The organism is Crenobacter sp. CS_VA4 (assembly GCF_055597485.1).
The window spans coordinates 1-17,018 of the sequence record NZ_JBVMAE010000049.1; the positions used below are offsets into that span (position 1 = coordinate 1).

The window sequence follows — 17,018 nt, forward strand, 5'->3', positions numbered from 1 at the left end:
GCTTGGGTTTGCATAAAGCCATTATTTATCAGTGCATTGCTGCTACTCGTCATAACAGACTTTATTTTTTCCGATCAAAGAACTGCGAGTGGAAACTCAATACCAGCTTGCAGTTCATCCACTTGGCTTTCCTCATCCTGCTGCTCAAAAGATCCTGAACAGGCTCTAAGAGCAGAGTATCCGGGGATCCAGCCCTCGAGCACTGGTCATCTGTTAAAACATCACTCCGACGGCCCCTCAGCAGAGGGGCCGTTTTCATCTAGAGTGGCTTGCAGACGATGGTCAGTTGAACACGCGCTCAAGTGAGTATGCGCCATTCGGCAGCTGGCGAACGGCGAAGTCGTGGCCCGCCATTTTCGCCAGGTCGACCCCACCGAACTGGACACCCTCGGTAAAGGTCACGCCCGGACCCATGCTGACACCGTTGATTTCCACGGGCGCTTTCGGCGTGAAGCTGCCATCGCTGTTGCGAGCGAACAGGTCGTCGAAGCGGACCCGCTGCAAGCCATTCGCACTGTTTTGGGGCGCAGTCGATGAAGAAGGCTGAGGCGGGGTCGCGACCGTGGTTTGCGGCGTGGTCGGAGCGGAGGTTGCAGCGCTCGATGCCGTGAGCGCCGGCGCTCCTGCGCCAGAGGCGCTACCTGCCGCCGCATCAGGCCCGTCGTTTTTCTGGCAGCCGGAGACCAGCAGGGCGAAGCACAGAGCCGGCAACAGCGCGCGTTTAGTCAAATTCACTGGCTATTTTCTATTAAAAAAGACGATGTGATTTTATCGGTTGCTACAAGCTGTTCTTGAGCCTACGCGCTCAGCCAACGCGATATATGGGCCTGTATCCTCCTGCGTCGTGAAGGAGCATTGGACTGTCCCTAGAACCGTGGACTCTCCCGACCCTCACGCCGAAGTTCACTCGAAGGCTGCGGGCTTCCCCAGCACCAATGGCTGTTTCTCGGCCGAAGCGGTCCATCGCCCCATCAGCCATGAGCGGCTGCTCTGAGACTCATACCAGCCATCTCACTGCCGCCGACGTCGAACGTCGGCTTTCTACACCTGGGAACGTGTACTCCCGACCCATTGCAGCCATTCGAACACGGCATGACTTGCCAGCCGCTTTGAGGTAGGAGCAGCCATGGATACTACCCCTGCTCATCGAGCGAAAGTATTCGTTGCGCAAGCAGCACCACCGGCATATCAACCATTCGACCGTCCAGGCTGACGACGCCTCCTGCGGCCGCCTTTGCAGCCTCCACCACACGCCTTGCCCAAGTTACCTCTTCAGCGGTCGGCCCTAGGGCTTTATGTACAATTGGCAGTTGCGCTGGGTGAATACAGAGCTTGGCGCCAAAGCCGCCACGTCGAGCACGCAGAGCGTCCTGCTCCAGGCGTTCGTGGTCCTTCCAGTCCACCGTGACGCCATCGATCGGCGTGGCTAAACCCGCCCGACGGGTTGCCAGCACGAACATCAGACGGACCGAAACGAGCTCTAGCTCCTCGGCATCACAAGACAATCCCAGGTCGGCCTGGAAATCGAGATGCCCAAAAGCAAGGCGGAGGACTTGAGGCGCGCGAGATATCTCGTCGATCGCATCCAGCCCTTTGCCGGACTCGATCAGTGGAATCAGCGCTCCATCCTTGCCAATGGCCTCGGCCATCGGTAGCAGATCAGCCGCGCTCTCGGCTTTGGGCACCATCACCCCGCCGAGGCCCTGCTGCGCTAGCCGCGCCACCAGCGCGCGATCTTCGTCGTGCCATCGGCTAGCAAAGGCGTTCACCCGCATCAGGATGCGGCTGCGCTCCTCGGCGGCCAGGGCCGTGAATCCTTCGGCCAGGGACTGGCGCGCCTCAGGCTTGCGCTCTGGCGCCACCGCGTCTTCCAGGTCGATGACCACCGCACCAGGGCCGGCGCTGAGCGCGCGCGAATACCGCTCCGGACGGTCGGCCGGTACAAACAGGAAGGTGCGTGCCAGTGCCAATGAATGTTGCATGTTCACAGCCGTCGCCATTAGATCGCTCCCGCCGTCCGCAACGCTTCGATGTCCGCATCGGTTCTGCCGAGAGAGCGCAGAATGGCTTCGGAGTGCTCGCCGACGGCCGGGATCGGGTCCATCCGGTACTCGAACGCGCTATGGCGCCCTGGCGGAAGCAACGCCGGTATCACGCCGGCCGGCGATTCGACCTCGCGCCAGCGCTGACGCGCCTGCAGCTGTGCGTGATTCCACAGGCCGGCCATGTCGTTCATCCGGGCGTTGGCGATCTGGGCCGCGTCGAGCCGCTCCTGCACCTGCTGAGTGCTGAGCGTCTTGAAGGTCTCGACGATGATGGCGCGCAGCGCTTCGCGGTTTTCGTTACGTCGCGCATTGCTGGCGAAGCTGGGCGCCTCCGCCAGATCCGGCTGGGCCAGCACGCGTTCGCAGAAGGTCCGCCATTCACGCTCGTTCTGCAGGCCCAGCATCACGGTGCCGCCGTCGCCAACCGGGAATGGCCCGTACGGAAAAATCGTTGCGTGGGCAGCCGCGCTGCGCGGCGGTTGCGCAGCGCCCTGATAGGCGTAGTACATCGGAAACCCCATCCACTCGCCCAGCGCCTCCAGCATCGACACATCGATGTGCGAGCCCTTGCCGGTTTTGCCACGTTGCAACAGCGCAGCCAGAATCGAGGTGTAGGCGTACATGCCGGCGGCGATGTCGGCAATCGAAATCCCGGACTTGCAGGGATCGTCCGGGGTCCCGGTGATCGACAGGAAGCCGGCTTCGCTCTGGATCAGCAGGTCGTACGCCTTCTTGTCCCGATACGGGCCGTCCTCGCCATAGCCGGAAATGTCGCAAACGATCAGCGATGGGTATTTCGCCTGCAGCGTTTCGGCGGCCAGGCCCATGCGGGTGGCGGCACCAGGCGCGAGGTTCTGCACCAACACGTCCGCACTTGCAATCAGTTCCAGCAGCGCCTGCAGCGCAGCCGGCTGCTTGAGGTCCAGGGTCAGGCTCTCCTTGGAACGGTTGACCCAGACGAAATGCGAGGCCTCGCCGTTGACACGCTGGTCATAGGCACGGGCGAAGTCACCCGCGCCAGGGCGCTCGACTTTGATCACCCGCGCGCCAAGATCGGCAAGCTGGCGGGTGCAGAACGGGGCTGCTATCGCGTGCTCCAGGGAAATAACGGTGATGCCATCCAGCGGGCGTGTCATGGTGATTCCTTCGAGTGAACAGGTTTCCCCGCAATGACAACGCGCTTAACGCGCCATTGGAGGGGGACAGGTTTGCTCGTCGCTGCTTATTCAGCCGCCCGTCTTGCCTGGATCAGCGCGATGGTGCGCTGCATTTCGTTATTTACGATGTTCATGCCTTCGTCGAACCCCATGCCGGGTTTGACCAGCAGGCGCATCGGCCGTGCGGCCAGCGCCAGGTGGACGCAAGTGCGCGCCGAGACGTCGGTCTCGTTGCACGTGCCGCCTTGATAGGCCTCCATGCCATGCTGCTGGCAGTGCAACACCGAGCTCACGATATTGTGAATGCCGCCGAGATCCGGGGTCTTGATCTGCACCATGTGGCAGCATTGCGCCGCGGTGAAGTCGACGATGTCCTCAAAGGTATTGCACCACTCGTCGGCGACCAGCTTGACCGGCGAGCCGATTTGCTGCAGGCGGCGCGTGATATTGGCCATTGCCTCGATCTGCGCGTCTTTGCTGCCGACATCGACCGGGCCTTCGATGTACAGCTCGAGCGACCCGGCCGCTTGTTCCAGGCTGGCGATGTAATCGGCCACCATGGTCGGATCGTTATCGAAAATCAGGCCGATGGTGCCGTACACATCGATGTGCAGGGTCGGCCGGTAACTGCTGTCCGGCCGTAGCTGCTCGACGCGGTTGGCCAGCCAGCGGATGTAGGCTACGAGCTTTTCGCCCTGGAAACCGAGCTTGTCCGGCACGTTGTTGATCAAGCCGTGCGGCAGCGCATCGACGCGCTTGAGCAGCATCTTGTCCACGGCGCTGTAGCGATCGTCGCCGCTCTGCGCGAACAGCGGGATGGGCGCCGCGATGAACGGCAACCCGTATTCCTCGAGCAGGATTTCGGTCTTGGTCACCTGGCGGGCCAGCGCACTGGCGTCGAGCAGGGCCTGCGTGATGCCATAGCGGAGTGCGGTGTGCAGCCGCTGCCCTTCGATCTCCAGCGTATCGAAGTAGCGGGCATTGGCGAGGAAACTCGCCACCGAGCGGCCTTCCAGTAGCGGCTTGATGTGGCATTCCAGGAAGGGGATGAAGTCCTTGGCCAGGAACAGCGGGTCGCGACCGCCGGCGCCGGAGTATTGCACGGCGGCACAATCGCCGATCGCCACCGCCCCATTCTCCAAGAGCAGCATGACCGACACGCACTCGCCGGCCTGGCGAACGGTTTGGAATCCTTTGGTGATGGGTTGGCCGAGGTAGACGAAGCCGTCGTGCCCGGCGCCATTTTTGATCGCTTGTTGGTCGTCGAAATAAAATGAGGAATAGCCTGGGACGAAAAGGGCCTGGACGATATTCATTGGGGTCTCCCGATCAGTCTGCTCTTGGAAACGGCATAAATGTCATCCACGACCATCTGGAAGGACGCGGCCCGCTTTTCCGCTTTGGCGCGCTCTGAAATCTTGTCGTGGTGGTAGGTCAGCACATCGTCCGGCAGCGGCACCTTGCCGGGGTCGAACAAGCGGATCGCACCGACGTTGTCGCGGACCGGCAGCAGTTTCCCGGCGTTGCAGGTGGCGGGCGCAAATGGCACGTCGAGCACCCCGGCTTCAAACGCGCGGACGGTGCCCACGGCGATATCGCCCTCACCCAGTTCGAACACCTTGGACAGCACCGCCCGGACCTCGCGCTTGATGAGTTCGACTTCCTGGTCGAGCACCGGGTTTGCGGGGAATGCCTGCTCGCGCACCATATTCAGGATCTGCGTGGTGGCGTCGAGCCCCTGCTTATTGGCCTCTTTGGTCGGGACACCGCTGGCCTCGTGCGGTGTTTTGACGATCAGTTTGGTAGCGCCGGACAAGGCCGCCATGGCACTGCCCCAGCAAATCACGGAAAACGCACCGGATTCGTTCTCGGGGAAGCCGCCCATCCACTGGTGGAAAACGGTGCTGATCTGATAGTCGGTGAAGCCGGCCGCCTGGAAATACTCGTGGCCCAATTCGCGCAGCGAGCGGATCGCGGCGATATCCTGGATCAGGTTGCCGGCCTGGCCATAGCCCAAGGTAATGCACTTGCAACCCTGCTCCAGCGCCAACAGGCCCTCGATGATCATGATGGAATGCGACACGAAAGGCGGGACCAAGGTCGCGGACAGCGGGCCGAACGGCTCACGATTGATACGCACGCCGTGTTCCTCGTAGAGCCCGATCAGACGGTCGCAGTACTGCCAATGGCGCAACGACAGTTCGAGCGGCACCTTCTTGGCGTACGGGACGTTATAGGAGATCCCGCCGCCCTCGTAGGCGGTGAAACCGGCGGCCAGCGTGATATCGGCCAACAGCCGGGCGTCCGGCGTGCCGTGGCGCACCTGGACCGGCTTCTGCAAAGACTCGACCACACGACGGCATTCGTGCAGCCCATGATTGACCGCGGGAAAACCGTTCAGCAAGGACGTCCCGGCCGCCAGCGAGCGGGCGACGCCCTCCGCCGCCTTCTCGTAGTGATTGAGGCGGGTGTAGGCGTCGATCGTGGTCGGCAGCACGTCGCACGATTCTTCGAGGTACTGCAGCAGCTTGATGTGTTCATCGACCAACGCCACCCCGGCGCGGGGCTGGCGCAGCGTGTGCCCTTCGCGATCGGCCTTGGCCAGCGCGCTGGAGAAGCGCTTGCGCTCGGGGATTGCCAACTGGTAGCGCACCCCCTCCTCGAAATCGACCTCCTTGCCCGTCGGCCAGGTCTGAGCCACGACCGCGCGTTCGCTCAGAAAGGTGTCCATATCCAGCTTCTGGTTACGCAACTGCTGCATGTTCTTTCCTCGATTGTTCGACCAGCAGATCAATTCCGGCCTGGGCGGCCGCTGGCGGCACTTCGCGTGCCAGATTGGCCAGCAATGGAAACAGGTATTGTTCGTCGCGGTAGTAATCGAACTGGCTTGGTAGCAGCACGGTACGGCCGCGGTTATCGACGATATGGTCGGAGAACCAGTCGGCCGGCGCGAAATCGGTCGCCCGCGCCAGCCAGCCGCCCGATCCGATCACTTTGGCGACGCGGGATAGATTGCGCCCCACCTGCACCTTGACTTCGCCGTCGGGGGTATACACCGGCGCCATGCGCCCGACGTGCCGCGCGGCGGCATGCCCGACACACAAGCCGGCCAGCAGCGTGTCGAGACGCTGATCGCTGTAATTGTTCGGCAAGTAGTCAGGTTGCACCGTAAGGCGGTCGGCATAATGCGCGAGCGTAGCCTTGTCGATGCCAGTCGCGGCAAGGGCCTCGGTCAGCGCAGCGGTGCCGACCCGGCACACCGCTTGGGACGATACGCGCATGCCCAAGTCGCCCTCGACCGTGCGCTTGACTTCGGGCTCGGGCAAGCCGCGGCGCACCACGCCGGCAATCGGACGCTCGCGGTGCGCCGAGTAGACATCAGTGGTCGCACCGCCCATGTCGAACAACAGGAAATCGTCCCAGCCCGACACGTGCTGATGGATCGCCCGCGTGTATTCGAGCACGGCGAACGGCGTCGGCAGGGGCTCCGAGCCGGTCAGCGCCATGATCGCGTCCAGGCCCTTGCCCTTGACGATCGTGTCGAGAAAGATGTTGCGGATCGCGTCGCGCGCCGGATCGGGGTTCGGCTCGTTGAAATCGGGCAGCAGATTGGCGACCACCTGCAAGCGCTTGTGCGCCAGAATGGCGGCCACCTCGTCGGCGATCGCCCGGTTACCGGCGTAGACGATGTCGCACGCGATGTCCGAGTCGGCGATGGCCCGCGCATTGGCCAGCACGTAGTCGGTATTGCCGCCGTCGGTACCGCCGGCAAACAGCAGGATGTCCGGCGGATTTTGTCCGAGCTTGGCGATGTCCTGGCGGGTCAGGGTGTAGGCAAACACCTGGGTGAGCTTGGCACCGGCCGATTGCGCGGCAATCTTGCCGATCTCCAGCGTCACATCCGGCACCAGCCCGATCGCCGCGACCGCCAGCCCGCCCTTGGCGGACGAGGTGTAGCGCAACTTGAGCATGCCATTGCGCAGCATCGCGAGCGGATCGCCGACCGTGATCTCCTCCAGCACCGCAAAAAAGGCTTCGCTCAGATTGGCGACGCTAGTCGGCCTGGCCGCGCGCTTTTGCAACCGAACCCGACTGCCATCCACCGAGAAGGTTGCGCCCTTGGTCCAGGTCGAACCGATATCCAGGGTAGCGACGATCATATGCGGGCCTTGATGTCGAGTTTCAGGTGCCCGGCGACCTCCAGCAGATCGGCCGTCGGCGGAAAGACGCGGTCGTAGCCCATGTCCTTGAACAAGGTCTCGACTTCGCTGAACTCGCGTTTGCCGATGACCAGATTGCCGCCCACGTAGAGCACGATCTTGTCGAGGCCGCGTTCGAGGCAGCGCCCGCGGAAGCCGGCGCAGTCGATTTCGCCGTGGCCGTAAATGGAAGAGACCAAGATTGCGCGAGCGCCGGTCTCGATCGCCGCATCGATGAACTCATCCTGGCTCACCATGACGCCCAGGTTGACCACCTGAAAGCCCTCGCGCGACAGTACGTTCTCGATAATCTTGTTGCCGACAGCATGGCAATCCGATCCGATTACGCCCAGAACAATTCTTGACTCTTCCATGTTTGCTTCCATTCTCTTGAGTTCACGCCATGCACTACAGCAGACCGAGCCACGCCGCACGTAACCACCTAGTTGGTGCGAAACGCGCAACCAAGTGCTTGTGGCGAATTTGAGTTATCTGTTGATAGCAATGTATATAAGGGGTTAAACGCTGAGCAAACGATGTATATTCAGCACATAGTGCGAATTTGGAACTAACTCGATGCGTAGAAAAATTCCGGGCACGGAGTTGCTGATTGCGTTTGAAACGGCGGCCAGACACCAAAGCTTCACGCGAGCCGCCGAGGAGCTGTCTTTGACGCAGAGTGCGGTCTGCCGTCAGATAGCAGCGCTTGAGGACTTTTTGGGGGTGCCGCTGTTCAACCGTGTCAAGAAGCGCGTCACCCTGTCGGCAGCAGGCGAAACGTATGCCAAGCAGGTCCGGTCCAGCTTGTTGCAACTGGAACGCGACACCTTGTCCGTGATGGCACACCAGGGAATGGGGGACGTCCTGGAGCTTGCGGTGATTCCGACCTTCGCCACGCGTTGGCTGATACCGCGCATGGCAAACTTCCAGGCCGGGCACCCCACCATCACGCTCAACATGACCACCCGCGCCGAGCCATTCATCTTCACCGACACCCCGTTCGACGCCGCCATTCATTTTGGCGAAGCCGTGTGGCCAGGGGCGGAATCGGAATACCTGTTTGGGGAGGAAATGGTGCCGGTGTGTGCCGTTAGCCTGCTTGGGGGCGCTACGGCCATTAGCCCCGAGCAGCTCGCGCAAAAGCCCTTGCTACACCAATCGGCCCGGCCCGATGCATGGCGTGAGTGGTTTGGAGCGGCGGGAGTGCCAAACGTGAATGCTTTGCGCGGGCCGCGCTATGAGTTGTTCTCGATGCTGGTGGAGGCGGCGCGCGCAGGACTGGGGGTGGCGCTGGTGCCCCGCTTCTTCGTGCTGGGCGAGATCGCGGCGCGGGAACTGGTGATTCCATGCCCGATATCGCTGCAAAGCCAGCGGGGCTACTACCTGGTCTACCCGGAAAATAAAGCCAAATCGGCATCGCTCCAGAACTTCCGCGACTGGCTGATCGCCCAAGCCATTGGCTACCGGGGAACCAACAATGCATAAGCCCGGTAGCGGGAAAGCTGCCCCGTATACCGGACTCATGGGCCCAAGTAGTTAATCGATCCGGCGATAACGCACGCCGTGCGTTATCGCCCTGATGCCTAGAGCCAATCGGTTTCGAACGGGAACGTAGAAAGCGGTGTGCATCCAGCTTCCGTCAGCAGCACCTGTTGTTCGAGCTTGACGCCTTCTTCGCCACCTTCTGCGCCGATGTAGCTTTCAACGCACAACGTCATTCCGCTTTCGAATTTGCCGTCATACCCGCAGCTGTCCCAATCGATGTAGTACGCAACCGACGGATATTCATCCACCATGCCGATGCCGTGCACGAGGCAGCTATAGCGGTTCTTCAGGTACTCGCCCGGCATCTTCCAGCTGCGCTCGGCGAACTCCCGGAACGTCATGCCCGGCCGCAACGGGTCCATGTTGGTATGCAGCTGGATGTACGCAGCGGCATAAAGGCGGCGTTGGTTGTCGGTCGGGCGAACGTGGCCGACGGTCCAGGTCCGGGAAATATCGGCGCAATATCCATAGGGGCCAACCAGATCGGTATCGAACACGGTAAGCAGTTCCTGCGACAGGTCACCGGCCTTTGCTGCCAGTGGCTTTGGCTCACTTGAATGACGACTCAATCATTCCGGCAATCGGCCGTCTGCGGAACGATGTTTGCGTTCGCCAAATCGAGAAGCTGCCGTTCAGCGCGGCCCGACCCTGAACGACTGGTATCAAAGACATTGCAGACCTAAACGGCTTGGCATTTGAACGTCGGCAAAGGCCGAAGAACGGAAGTCGGGGTGAGCAGTTCAACCGTCCCCACTTCGGCCAAACCGGCCGGTGCGAGCAGTCATAGATAGCAGTCAAGGTGTAAGCTCGGTTCTGGCATCCGGTAGATTATGGGTTGTTATACGGGACCCGGGCATGGCAAAGTTAATGAAAAACATGGGCTTGGGTTACGATAATGCTGTCATCAATATCAACTAATATCCAGGCGCTCGTTTCCGCATAAACACTGTTAGGGGGTGCCGATGAGTGACGGCGATATTCTAATTGTATACGACAAGCAATGCCCGGCCTGCGACTACTATTGCAACCTCGTTCGCATTCGAGAGTCGGTGGGGCGTCTCGTTCTTATTGATGCTCGGGATGGCGGCCCCGTCATGGAAGAGATTACTGCTGCTGGCCTCGATATCGACCAAGGAATGGTCGTGAAAATTGGCACAGAGCTTTACTACGGCCCAGATGCTATCCATGTTCTTGCGCTCATGGGCACCAATAGGGGCTTCTTCAACCGCTTGGCGTTCTGGTCTTTTCGTTCACGTAACGTATCGAAGGTCCTCTATCCGATTCTGAAAGCGTGTCGGAATTTGCTTCTGAAGATTCTTGGCATAACAAAGATCAACAATTTAAAGATCAGCGGTAATGACAGGTTCTGACTGGGCGCCCCAAACAATTCATTCAAGCCGAATCCACTTCGCGGCTCGGCTTAACCTCTGGGCACTGGCTCTCCCCGCTACTTTCCATAATCGACGGCTTTGCATAATCGGCCTTATGGAAGGTTTTCCAGAAGGCCGATGAGCGGAAGGTCGAAACGTCATCGGCGAAAAGTCTCATGCCGGCCCGAAAGCGGATGATCGTAGTTGCCTGAATGGGTTTGCTACCGGACTATCAACCACCTCGACCCAGAATAGAATAGACAATGGCCGCGAGACTTTGCGGCCATTGGTGAGCTTACCAATCGCATCAGCGACCGAAGCAATTGTTTTACCCTCTCACGCACAGACTGGTCGTATTTTTGCACCGCTCAGGATTCGATCGCGAGTTGGCGTTAGAACAAGATGAGTCGTTGTCTGCTTAGCTACCAGAACGCTTCGCGGTGACCTTCGCCGCTTTGGTAGTCGCGGCGGGGGCGGTCTCGGTGGTCTCGGTCGCGGTGGCTGCAGTCTTCACCGCTTCGGTAATCTCGGTGACGGCGGTCTCCACTGCTTTGGTCGTCTCGGAGGTGGCGGTCTCCAACGCTTCGGTAATCTCGGTGGCAGCGGTCTCCATCGCTTCGGTAGTTTCGATGGTGGCGGTCTTCACGGCTTCGGTAGTCGCGGTGGAGGCAGCCTTCACTCCTGTTTCGGCAATGACAGTGACCTGCTCGGCAACCTGGTTGAAGTTGCTCAAGGCAGTGGTAGTTGCAGTGATGGTGTTTTTCATGGTGTCGAGGGCAACATCGGAACCGGCCGGGGTGTTCTTGGCGAGATCTTCGATGGAGGCGGCCCAGGCTTTGATGACACCTGAGTTTTCCCCGGCCAGTCGGGTAAGTTCGGCTCGAGTGCACGAAACGATTTCGTACACATTGCGCGAATTGTTCACAGCCTGCTCAAACGCTTGGCTGGCAATCTCGCTGACGCGGTTGAACACTTCTTGCGGATCAGACACACCGGACAGTTCGCGTACTGCCTTGACGTTTTCTTCTAGAGATTGTTTGGAAATATCGAGGTTCAACTTCACGAGGCGCTCAGCGCCGTCGAAGGAAACCTGGGCGAAACGCAGTGCAGTTTCCAGACCGGTGAAGGAAAGTTTGCTCCATTGCTCGTTTGTAGCGGACATCTAGTTGGCCTCTTTAAATTGTGACGTGGATCATCATCGGAATGACAGGGTGCTGCAGTGCACAACACCAACACAATGTAGCACGCCCTGCGCTTAGCGCCAGGAACCATTGACTTTCGTACATTCGGACTTAAGTAGAGTGACCGGTGCGGCCGGGAAACGACACCTTTATAGACAAAGGCCGGCTGCTGCCGGCCTGGAAAACGAGAGGCCGCGGCCGGTCGGGTGCTACGCCCCGGCCGGTCACTTCAATCCACTGGGGAGACCAATGAGCCAAGGCCAAGGCTGCCAAAATGCGACGGTCGCGAACCGGGCCAGTTGCTGCCATTTCCTGAGCAGTGAAACAGCTCGGTCGAGGGGGCGCTGCTCCCCAGGAGGCTGACGTTGGGGAAAGCCAACCCAGTTCCAGCTCATCGGCCAGAGCTGCCAGTCGGGCTCTGTGTCATCTTTGTCCGCAATGCACTACATACCTGTCACTGAGTTGAGACTCAAGGTGAACGGCCGCTTTCCCCCCCATCACGTAAGACAGCACCTGTATTGGTCAAGCGATTGCGGGCAAACCGATAGTTGGTTTTTGCAATTCTTGCAGCCCTTACCAACGAGCTCACGGTGATGCCTGGCAAGCTCGAGCAGTTCCGTCTGTTGCTTCTTTCCACAATTGAGGCCAGGCTGATCATGACGCACTGGGACGATCAGTCCTCTGCCTATCTGGGCGGGAAGATCTTCACGTACATGACCCTCTCCCGCTAGCGGGAGAGGGGGGCTTGACTGTTGGTTTGGCCGGGAAGTACCCCTCTCCCATGAATGGGAGAGGGGACAGGGGAAAGAATGACCGTCGCTTAAGTGAACGACATTTCCGCTGTTGGGCGGGCTTTTTGATACTTAATGCGGCTTGCTGCCGCGGTAAGTGTGCGCCGACTGACGCTCTGAAATCCCACAGATCGCCTTGCCGGCCACCGAACGGTTTTCGTGCGTCGCCACGTCGCACAGCGACAGGATGCCGACCAGTCGTTTGTCGCGGCTGAGCACCGGCAGGCGTCGCACCTGGATGTCGGCCATGTTGATTGCGACTTCGTCCAGATCTTCGTCCTCGTAGCAGTATTTCAAGTCCTGGCTCATCACATCGCGAACCTTGGCGTCGGCGGCCTTGCCCTGCGCCAGCGCGCGTACCACGATGTCGCGGTCGGTTACGATGCCGACCAGACGATCGTTATCGCGCACCGGCAGCACGCCGATCTCGGCCTCGGCCATGATGCGAGCGGCATCCAGCAGACTGTTGTCCGGATCGATCAGGCGCACGTCGCGCGTCATTGCTTCTGAGACTCTCATCGTATCCTCCTTACGGGTTTACGCTGGCAGTCTGATTTTAGCAATCGCCATACCCGTTTGCTCCCCCTTGTGTGCGCATTGCGGCGTTGTTGCAATATGTTCCAAAAATGCCCGCCACTGATGTCCAGTCAGATAACCCGGAATCGGCTTGGGAACTGAGCATTGAATTCGGACGAGGCAATGGCATTTAGGCGATAGCAGGCTTCGGCCGGGAGTGCGATTTCGCGGTATTCGCGCCAAATTACCAGCCCGAAGAGACGTACCACCCTCACACGCAATTCGCGCGGCTCAGGAAAAGGGCTGACATGCGGGGGTAGATCGTGCATCTCTATCTTTCGCCGGACTTCTTCGCTGAGCAATGTAGTCCCTCTTTGCTGAAGAATCGGCAAGCGTGCCACGTAAAATTGGGCCAACACTTGGCGGACGATTAATGCACCCAAGAGAATGATCATGAGCACGTGCATGATATTCTCCTAAGTAAAAATCGTATATATCGCTTATAGTACTATTAATGCCTTTGTTCTATTATGACAGCCTTGGATGAATCCGATAACGAAAAGATCGCTCTGTGAGAGCGACTGACTGGAGAAGTGCTGTGCCCAGAGACATTTCACCAACTTGTCGATGTGTGCTGGTGCAGGTCAAGGCAAATGACCAGTTACAGCCCATTAGCGGAAGAAAATAGTTCAAGGCTTCACTGGCAGCTTTGGTCGAAGAGCGGAATTCTTCTGGTAGGGGCTCGCATACTGCTCCTCGGCCAAAATGGTCATTCGATATTAGGATGAAAAATGGCCGCTTCCCTATCAGGGAGCAGCCATTCAATTGCCTAGAAATCTAGGAGCGGTTTATTGCTTTTCTTTTATTTCCGCACCTACACCATGGTAACGCATGCCTCTCCCTGATAGCGGGCGCTTTCGATGCCGAATGCAGAGCTAAAGGTCACTAAGAAATGACGGCCGATTTGCTGGATGGGCATTACTTCAAACGAGATGGTCGAATTGTCGATTTGCTGGGTGATGTGGTCACCCTGTTTCAGTTCTTTGATTTTCATTGGGTATTTTCTTTACGGCTACCCATTTCTGAATAGCCCTCAATGACGGCGTCGCACTGGCGAGGCCTGTTCTAGTTTTGCAGTAGGGTGGCGGAAATTGATACGACCTTTGGTGAGATCGTAGGGCGACATTTCCACCGTGACTCGGTCGCCAAGCAGCACGCGTATGCGGTGCAGTTTCATCTTTCCCGAGCCATAAGCGAGTATCACCACATTGTTATCGAGCCGGACGCGAAAGCGCGACTCCGGCAGCATCTCGATGACAACGCCTTGCAGTTCGATCATGTCTTCCTTGGGCACAGCAGCTCCAATCCTGAAATGGCAGATTGCCACGACGTGCACAAATGCAGGGCCGTGACTGATGGCTTCGTAAACCTTGAGCGGAAATTGCCGTGCGATGTGACAGCAGTTAAAGCGAGGCAGACGGCCGCGTGGGGTCGTCAGAGAAGAGAGCTTTTCATATTGACGATAAGTTATTGATTTGTCAATTCTTTTAGAGACAACATGCGCGCCACTATACCAGTGGGGTAAGCCCGAAGGGGCAGTCCCTACCGGGTGAACTCCGATGATTGTGCATTTCGACTATCCTTGATCGAACGCACCGGCAAAGAGCAGGAGCTTGCAATGGCTCTGGGGGTAACCACCTTCTCGGCCAAAGCAGGCGCAGGCGGTGATCCTTCTCCATAACTGCTATCGGCCAAAAGATGACTGTCTCACCAATTCCAACGTGTGCCCGGTCAGTAAGCGGCCCTGACGGATTGTCGGTTAACACCTTGCTCGCGGGCGGTGTGGTGATGCTGCTGTACCTGAAGCAGGCCGCGGCCGACCGGGTGGATACCTTCGGCCAACTGGACGCCGCCAGTCTGGACGACGCGATCTGCGAGGGCGCGGTGCAGCGGGTGCGGCCGAAGGCGATGACCGTCGCGGTGATTCTGGCCGGTCTGGTGCCGATCCTGGTCGGCAGCGGCACCGGCTCGGAGGTGATGAGCCGGATCGCGGCGCCGATGGTCGGCGGCATGATCACCGCGCCGTTGCTGTCGCTGTTCGTGATCCCGGCCGCGTGCCAGTTGATGCTTAGGCGCTAGCCAGGCGCGTTCTGAGCGGGCGAATGAAGTTAGGGACGAATGAGTGTCCTAATAGGTGGTATGGGTGTCTGCTTTGAGCTGATTCTGTTGAAAAACTCGGACCACGGTCGCGGGAGACTGAAACCGGCATAAAACAGGTCCGAACTTGCCTAGAAAACAAGCAAAATCATGCCGATTTTGCTCAAATTTTAGGCAGCACTGAGGCTCGAGGTGCCTCATGCAAGGGTGAGGATGAGTTTTTCAACAGAATCCGGCCATAGCAGCCCTCCACCACATCTGACATACACGTCCGCTCCCGGCTGGTAATCGGACGCACTCGTTCACTGATGGTGAGCATCTGCTTCCTGTCCCCTGGAACGCGTACTTTCGACCCCAAGCGGAAGTTGGACATCAGCCCGGTCCTACGTCTGCTGCTGTAGAGAAGCAGATATCCTTGAAATGAGCTCAACGGGCAGTAGGTCGGCCATCGCTGCCTCAGGAGATCCGAAGCGTGTTCCTTCCGCTACAGCCGAGTTACTGGACGTAGGTCGGGATTTTCACGCGAAACAGCAGTTATTCCCATCGTGAAGTTTGAACTCGACTTAGGTGGATGCTGGGAATCTGTACCGCCTAACGACCGTAATGCTGGCGCGCGTTCAAAATTGACCATTTTTCGGGGGTTATGCGTCCCCCTCCCTGACCACCAAATCGATACCGATGGCGGGCAAGGTAAGCGATGGCCGAAGCATTTCTCTGTGGAGCAGGCCGCCACGACCGAATCGAATCGCCCCAGGAGTTGTCGTTACTGTCACTATGCTGAGGTTGTACCTGCGCTGACGGGTCATCCCATGTCATCACCAAGGAGAACAACATGAGCAAGCACGTGTACAAGATGGTGGAACTGGTCGGCTCTTCCCCTGAGAGCAGCGACGATGCCATCCGCACTGCTATCGCTAAGGCCGGTGTTACATTGAAGCACATCGACTGGTTCGAGGTGCTGCAGACACGCGGTCATATCGTCGATGGGGCCATAGCCCATTGGCAGGTGACGGTGAAGGTGGGTTTCCGTGTAGAGGATTGAACCGGGCGTAACCCGGCCGGGGTCGTTTGGGGAGTGACTTGCATAGCCGTTGCCAAAGATTGCCCTGATTCTGGGGGCTCACACGGCCGAAGTGGGGGTAGCTCCGAAGCTTTTCTGAATAATGCCGTTCTGGATTGCTGCGGACTTTCATCTCCCCTATTTGTGTGGTTCACGAGCGGCAGAAGTTGGCCGAGTGCACCAGTTCAACCATGAGTGGTAAAGCTATCACTGGCCTGACAGGTTCGACTCCCGACGACCGGTTACGGCTTCAATTGTCGAATACGTGCTCTTGGCCAAAAGCGGACGCTAGCCACACCCACTGATTCTTAATCGAATGTCCATCAACCCCAGGACAGGCCAGTGTGGCGCGATGATGTTCGCCGAAATTGTCGGCGGGAGTCTGTTCGGTTCGCTTGCCAAGATGACAGATGGTTTGCATATACCTACCTAACTGCCACTAGTGGGGCGATTAAATCGCCCTCATCCGTGCACGCAGCACCCCGACCGCTAGCGGCAACAGTGACACGCCGATGATGCCAAGCACGAGCAGCGGAAAATTCTGTGCCACCACCGGAAGGTTGCCGAAGAGTCTGCCACCGTAGACGAACAAGGGAACCCAGCAGCAAGAGCCCAGCAGGGAAAGTGCCAGGAAACGCCGATACGGCGTGCCAAGGCTGCCGGCGGCGAACGGCACGTAGGTGCGCAGAATCGGCAGGAAGCGGCCGATCACGATGGCCTTGCCGCCATGGCGTGAGAAAAATGCCTGAGTGCGCTCGATATGGTCGCGACGGAACAGTCGTGACTGCGGGTTCGCAAATAGCTTACGACCTGCCAATCGTCCCACCCAGTAGTTGGCGTTGTCGCCGAGGAAGGCTGCGGCGATCAGCGTCACCACGATCAGATGCTCATTGAGCGCACCGCTAGCCGCTAGCGCCCCTCCGGCGAACAGCAATGAATCGCCAGGCAGAAACGGGGCCACCACTAACCCTGTCTCGCAGAAGACCACTAGGAACAA

19 protein-coding genes are annotated in these 17,018 nt (G+C 59.0%); 5 read left to right on the forward strand and 14 right to left on the reverse strand.

From position 1 onward, the window contains the following. Positions 1-282: 282 nt before the first annotated feature. The 7 genes from ACZ2IA_RS21890 to glmS form a co-directional block, all read right to left on the reverse strand. Positions 283-735: a hypothetical protein gene (locus ACZ2IA_RS21890; protein WP_470294711.1), complete on the reverse strand. Its 453-nt coding sequence runs from the start codon at positions 733-735 to the stop codon at positions 283-285. 398 nt (positions 736-1,133) lie between these two features. Continuing rightward, on the reverse strand, positions 1,134-2,000 hold the full coding sequence (locus ACZ2IA_RS21895; RefSeq protein ID WP_470294712.1) for an HpcH/HpaI aldolase/citrate lyase family protein: 867 nt from the start codon (positions 1,998-2,000) through the stop codon (positions 1,134-1,136). Further along, a complete protein-coding gene (locus ACZ2IA_RS21900) occupies positions 2,000-3,181 on the reverse strand; it encodes a CaiB/BaiF CoA transferase family protein (RefSeq protein WP_470294713.1) in 1,182 nt (393 codons plus the stop codon). Before ACZ2IA_RS21900 ends, ACZ2IA_RS21895 begins: the two co-directional genes overlap by 1 nt. An 86-nt stretch (positions 3,182-3,267) precedes the next feature. Beyond that, positions 3,268-4,518 carry a methylaspartate ammonia-lyase gene (locus tag ACZ2IA_RS21905; protein ID WP_470294714.1) on the reverse strand — a complete coding sequence of 417 codons (1,251 nt, stop codon included), beginning with the start codon at positions 4,516-4,518 and terminating at the stop codon, positions 3,268-3,270. Continuing rightward, a complete protein-coding gene (locus ACZ2IA_RS21910) occupies positions 4,515-5,963 on the reverse strand; it encodes a methylaspartate mutase subunit E (protein ID WP_470294716.1) in 1,449 nt (482 codons plus the stop codon). The genes ACZ2IA_RS21905 and ACZ2IA_RS21910 overlap by 4 nt, the downstream gene beginning before the upstream one ends. Then, the gene (locus ACZ2IA_RS21915; protein ID WP_470294717.1) at positions 5,947-7,362 is read right to left on the reverse strand and encodes a glutamate mutase L; all 1,416 of its coding nucleotides are present in this window, start codon (positions 7,360-7,362) and stop codon (positions 5,947-5,949) included. Before ACZ2IA_RS21915 ends, ACZ2IA_RS21910 begins: the two co-directional genes overlap by 17 nt. Next, entirely contained in the window at positions 7,359-7,775 is a 417-nt protein-coding gene (glmS, locus tag ACZ2IA_RS21920; protein WP_470294718.1) for a methylaspartate mutase subunit S, read from the reverse strand. The genes ACZ2IA_RS21915 and glmS overlap by 4 nt, the downstream gene beginning before the upstream one ends. 202 nt (positions 7,776-7,977) lie before the next feature. On the opposite strand from glmS, the gene ACZ2IA_RS21925 reads away from it, so the two are divergent. Further along, complete coding sequence (locus tag ACZ2IA_RS21925; protein WP_470294719.1) at positions 7,978-8,886, forward strand: LysR family transcriptional regulator; 909 nt, start codon at positions 7,978-7,980, stop codon at positions 8,884-8,886. Positions 8,887-8,984: 98 nt separating this feature from the next. Here ACZ2IA_RS21925 and ACZ2IA_RS21930 read toward each other — a convergent pair whose 3' ends face one another. Continuing rightward, entirely contained in the window at positions 8,985-9,443 is a 459-nt protein-coding gene (locus tag ACZ2IA_RS21930) for a M24 family metallopeptidase (RefSeq protein ID WP_470294720.1), read from the reverse strand. Between the two features lie 465 nt (positions 9,444-9,908). Between ACZ2IA_RS21930 and ACZ2IA_RS21935 the strand changes: the two genes are divergently transcribed. Then, entirely contained in the window at positions 9,909-10,316 is a 408-nt protein-coding gene (locus tag ACZ2IA_RS21935; protein WP_470294721.1) for a DCC1-like thiol-disulfide oxidoreductase family protein, read from the forward strand. Positions 10,317-10,734: 418 nt separating this feature from the next. Here the strand turns inward: ACZ2IA_RS21935 and ACZ2IA_RS21940 are convergent, their stop codons facing one another. Continuing rightward, a complete protein-coding gene (locus ACZ2IA_RS21940) occupies positions 10,735-11,478 on the reverse strand; it encodes a phasin family protein (RefSeq protein WP_470294722.1) in 744 nt (247 codons plus the stop codon). A gap of 612 nt (positions 11,479-12,090) precedes the next feature. Here ACZ2IA_RS21940 and ACZ2IA_RS21945 point away from each other — a divergent pair. After that, positions 12,091-12,228 carry a hypothetical protein gene (locus ACZ2IA_RS21945; protein ID WP_470294723.1) on the forward strand — a complete coding sequence of 46 codons (138 nt, stop codon included), beginning with the start codon at positions 12,091-12,093 and terminating at the stop codon, positions 12,226-12,228. Between the two features lie 132 nt (positions 12,229-12,360). Here the strand turns inward: ACZ2IA_RS21945 and ACZ2IA_RS21950 are convergent, their stop codons facing one another. From ACZ2IA_RS21950 to infA, 4 genes are all read right to left on the reverse strand, one after another. Further along, entirely contained in the window at positions 12,361-12,807 is a 447-nt protein-coding gene (locus ACZ2IA_RS21950) for a CBS domain-containing protein (RefSeq protein ID WP_470294724.1), read from the reverse strand. Between the two features lie 128 nt (positions 12,808-12,935). Beyond that, positions 12,936-13,271 carry a hypothetical protein gene (locus tag ACZ2IA_RS21955; protein WP_470294725.1) on the reverse strand — a complete coding sequence of 112 codons (336 nt, stop codon included), beginning with the start codon at positions 13,269-13,271 and terminating at the stop codon, positions 12,936-12,938. 407 nt (positions 13,272-13,678) lie between these two features. Then, on the reverse strand, positions 13,679-13,858 hold the full coding sequence (locus tag ACZ2IA_RS21960; RefSeq protein ID WP_470294726.1) for a hypothetical protein: 180 nt from the start codon (positions 13,856-13,858) through the stop codon (positions 13,679-13,681). A 39-nt stretch (positions 13,859-13,897) separates the two neighbouring features. Beyond that, the gene (gene infA / locus ACZ2IA_RS21965; RefSeq protein WP_470294728.1) at positions 13,898-14,158 is read right to left on the reverse strand and encodes a translation initiation factor IF-1; all 261 of its coding nucleotides are present in this window, start codon (positions 14,156-14,158) and stop codon (positions 13,898-13,900) included. Positions 14,159-14,631: 473 nt separating this feature from the next. Here infA and ACZ2IA_RS21970 point away from each other — a divergent pair, with 473 nt between their 5' ends. Together ACZ2IA_RS21970 and ACZ2IA_RS21975 are read left to right on the forward strand one after the other, a co-directional pair. Further along, positions 14,632-14,943, forward strand: a complete 312-nt coding sequence (locus ACZ2IA_RS21970; protein ID WP_470294729.1) for an efflux RND transporter permease subunit — start codon at positions 14,632-14,634, stop codon at positions 14,941-14,943. Between the two features lie 850 nt (positions 14,944-15,793). Then, positions 15,794-16,003 carry a dodecin gene (locus ACZ2IA_RS21975; RefSeq protein WP_470294730.1) on the forward strand — a complete coding sequence of 70 codons (210 nt, stop codon included), beginning with the start codon at positions 15,794-15,796 and terminating at the stop codon, positions 16,001-16,003. 469 nt (positions 16,004-16,472) lie between these two features. On the opposite strand, the gene ACZ2IA_RS21980 is transcribed toward ACZ2IA_RS21975, so the two are convergent. Further along, on the reverse strand, positions 16,473-17,018 hold a 546-nt coding region (locus ACZ2IA_RS21980; RefSeq protein WP_470294731.1), incomplete at its 5' end, for a VTT domain-containing protein.